This window comes from Robinsoniella sp., from assembly GCF_034124845.1.
Map to the genome: position 1 here is coordinate 1 of NZ_JAWYAJ010000141.1, position 3,908 is coordinate 3,908.

The 3,908-nt window shown below is 42.2% G+C and carries 2 protein-coding genes and 1 pseudogene; all 3 read right to left on the reverse strand.

Going from position 1 to position 3,908, the window contains the following annotated elements; translation table 11 throughout:
* Positions 1-39: 39 nt before the first annotated feature.
* Positions 40-1,263, reverse strand: a complete 1,224-nt coding sequence (locus ACH2DQ_RS06685; RefSeq protein WP_395026066.1) for a hypothetical protein — start codon at positions 1,261-1,263, stop codon at positions 40-42.
* A gap of 360 nt (positions 1,264-1,623) precedes the next feature.
* Positions 1,624-2,697, reverse strand: a complete 1,074-nt coding sequence (locus ACH2DQ_RS06690; RefSeq protein WP_394914846.1) for a LacI family DNA-binding transcriptional regulator — start codon at positions 2,695-2,697, stop codon at positions 1,624-1,626.
* A gap of 284 nt (positions 2,698-2,981) precedes the next feature.
* Positions 2,982-3,908 (reverse strand): annotated as a pseudogene (locus ACH2DQ_RS06695) (ABC transporter permease); the annotation flags it as partial.

Sequence of the window (3,908 nt, forward strand, 5' to 3'; positions counted from 1 at the left end):
TATTTATCACTATGCAAAACAAATCCTACAAAATAACTTTTAAGACAGTTTTTGGTATAATTTCAGATCCGGAATATCAGAAAAATGCTTTAAAATCACAATAGGGTCCGTATCAGAAGGATTTGTAATGGTAACCCCTTCCAATGCAGCTTTCTCAGTAACAAAATACTCATCGTGGGTCAATTCTCCGTAACGGATCAACGCAGGTGACTCTATTTCCCAGGCTCCAAACCTTCCATGCCCCTCCAGGCAGATCAGCCCGTATGGAGCTCCGTCCCGGATCGTTACGGTCTGTCCCGGCAATACCGTGAGCCGTTTTGCCGAAACGCTCTCACATTTATAGCAGATCCATTCCTCTATATAGCCCTGTGCCAGCATTTCTTCTACAGGCTTTACAGGAACAGGCCTCATATATCGTTTTTCGTGAAAATCAGGATCCACATTTGCTTCCCAGTCAATCACATCCAGCAGATAATCATAATTTCCAATTTCTTCGTGAGGCGTATTTTTCCAGAGAAGGTCCTCTCCCACGATCTGTCCATTTAACAGCACTGACTGATACATGGCATAAACATCAGAAGCAAATTGCGGCTCATAGGTACAGAGGCTTCCAGGTGCATGCATTACTCCCGGCGGTACATCAAACCCTGTATCCGGTTCCAGTTTATATGCTCTGGATAATCCCAGGATATTGTTGTCTCCTTTTGTGAATTTCTTTAAAGCTTCCAGCACTTCTTCCTTTGTTGTCTCAGGATTGAAGCCAAAAAATGTAAATGGAAATTCTCCGCCATGGTTATTGAGCTGGGATGGAAAGAAATACATCTCCGGCTTGCCGGATGCCCCTACCCGTTTTGCATGTTGGCTGCGGTGATGAATATGGTGAGGCAGCGGTCCTGCATTGTCGAAGAATTTGGAAAACATCGCCCAGCCGTGATACTTATTCCACAAGGTCTCACCGATAATCGTGGGACCTGTCAGCTCGATTGCATCTCTCAGAAGGACTTTTTCTTTCCCTTCCTCATCTACTGCGATATAGCTTAATCCCTCATCCTCAGGTGTGCCCGGACCATTTTCCGCCCAGGTTGTAGAAGCAAACCACCGTTCATCAATGCCGCCTCTCTGCCCCAGAATAAAATAATCATCGGGATGCAGTTTTATCCGTTTACCCGGCCTGCAAAATGACCTGGGTACCCAGGTTGGTACCAGCCGCAAAACTCCTTTTCCCTGCTCAAGTGCCCGTTCCACTACTTCTTTTTTATCCATTTGTGAAAACCTCCTCCAGTATTTGTACATTTGGTATAGTTTTTTGTTGTGTTTTAATTTTCATATGTTTAACTTGACACAAGAATATCAGAAAAACGTTTTTCTGTCAATGGAGTTTTTTATAATAATTATTTTTTATACAATATATTCAAAATTTTATTTTCATTTTTAGTATTATTTTACAGGAAAATCCCCTTTTGTTTTGGGATTTTGCGTTGCAATTTTGTCTGTTTGTGTTATTTTAAGGAATTTTTACGATTGTTTTGAATAAACCAGCAAAACGTTTTTCTAATAAGTAGTATTCCCCTTTTTTACAAAAAAATAAGAACACCTCTGAAACAGGTGTCCTTAATTTTTCTCTTACCAATCCGACAATATCCAATCTTCCGGTGCATCTTTCACCGTAGATTTGCGGACAACCAGACGCGATTCCATTTGCATTCTGGTTACTTCTGTTTTATCTTCATTTTCAATTCTGTCAAACAGTATTTTCGCCGTTTCAATCCCGGCATGCTTTTTGCGGATATGGATTGTGGATAGAGCCGGCTCCACCACACTTGATATAAATACATCGTCATACCCGATAATTTTTATTTCTTCCGGAACCTTTATATGGTGTTCCCGGAGTGCTTTTAATGCGCCTACTGCCATCTGGTCATTCCCGCTGAATACGCCATCAATATCCGGCATGGATTTCAGCAGTTCTTTCATCGCCGCATACCCGCTCTGATGGGAATAATCCCCTTCCGCTATCATAGATTCATCTACGTTTAACCCTGCTTCACTCATCGCTTCCCGGTACCCAAGTGCACGGTCTGTGGCAATACTCATAAAAAGTGGTCCTGATATATGCCCAATCCTTTTACAGCCTCCATCGATCAGGTGTCTGACTGCCATCTTAGCCCCGGTAACCCCATCGAAGAACACAGAATCGATCCCAAATTCCGAAAAATCACGCTCTATGCTGACCAGCGGAATCTTCTTATCATGTTCCGCCAGATTTTTCAGCTTCTTCAGATAATTAGCCTGTCCGCTCTTCGGCACGACAGATGCAAATATGATTCCGTCTACCCGGTTGGTAATCAGACTTTTAAACTTCTCCAGCTCCCGTTCAATTGCCGCCGCCTCTCCATAGACTCCCTGGGTATCACAGATCATGATCTGGTATCCTTTTTCATTTGCTACCGAATAGATTCCCTTTACAATATATGGATAAAAAAGCCCGCACATATCAGCAGTTATAACTCCTATGGTTCCTGACTTCTTCTTCTTCATGCTTCTCGCTACCGGATTCGGTCTGTAAGCAAGCTCTTTCGCAGCAATTTCCACTTTTCTCTGCAAATCAGGGCTGACAAATTTTGATTTATTTAATACATTTGAAACTGTGGATATGGATACTCCGGCACGCTTTGCCACGTCCTTTATGCCTGCCATAGTTCCTCCTTTCTTACCTTTCATGGTTTTATGAATATCCTCGCCGCATTCATTCATGAATTGCATAATTGCAATGACAACACACGCTATGTATAACCATACTGATATCAATATATGGGAGGTATTAGTACTATAATAGCATACTATTCACCAGATTCAAACTGCTTAAATTATTTTTTACCGACTGTATAACGGTATGTCATAAATCATTTTTATGCAATAAATCAGGAGGGCAAAACCGCATGACAGACGCGTTTGCCCTCCTTTATACTTCCTATATTTTCTTAATTATTTTTATTACCAATAATCCCCTCGATCTTTTTCAATGACGCTCTGTAAATCACATACATATACACACTAACCCCCAGCACCAGGAGGAAATCCACTCCCAACGCCCAGGTTTCCGTAGACGATACCACACCATCATTGCCTTTGTAGGTCATCAGGGTAAAGATATAGATCAAAATACTTCCGATAACCACCGGCAAAGCGTAGATTTTCATGAGCTGGCTTGTAATACACTTCTTCAGATATTTGTGATTGCCGCCCAGCTTTTTCAGATCGTCAAATAGCTGTTTGTTATTCATTCCTATGGTTACGCTTCTGGTATAAGCTATAATTCCCACCGCTGCCAGGCAGATGATTGCCACGTAGATGAACAGCATGAAAAACACTGCATTGGTCTGGAAAAAGGTCTTCTCTTTCATGACTTTCATGTTGGGGTAGAACTTCCAGTATCCCATCAGGTCCGGATTGTCCGGGGACATTTCCATTTGCTGGTCATTACTGTATTCTTCTCCTGCTTCTATTGCCAGCTGTTCCTGGTATTCATCATAGCCGGACTGCACCTGCATCTCTCTTGGCGCACGTTTCAGGATTTCAGCATACAATGCGGTGGAGAAATCAAAGGCATTTTCGGAGTCCCGGATGTTGAATAAGATCTGATGATACCTCCTGTTATCCGGGAGTTCTTTTGTAATTTCACGGTAATCCCCATCATTGAGAATGTAGCTGTTTACTCCGTTTATCATTAAAGGTTCATATGCTGCTGTGCCTGCAAATTTCACTTTCATCTGTTCTTCTGTCACAGGATTTGTAATGAGATCCATATCCTCAAACTTATCCCAGAATCCGTTCTGCTGCTGTGGAAATGTAATCCGGTAGAACGTTCCCTGTTCCACCTGAATCTCTTCTCCTGTCATATCCCGGTA

What these genes read in the sequence shown, in the direction of transcription:
- ACH2DQ_RS06685 (WP_395026066.1), bottom strand. Translation starts at nt 1,263, where the DNA reads ATGGATAAAAAAGAAGTAGTGGAACGGGCACTTGAGCAGGGAAAAGGA.
- ACH2DQ_RS06690 (WP_394914846.1), bottom strand. Translation starts at nt 2,697, where the DNA reads ATGGCAGGCATAAAGGACGTGGCAAAGCGTGCCGGAGTATCCATATCC.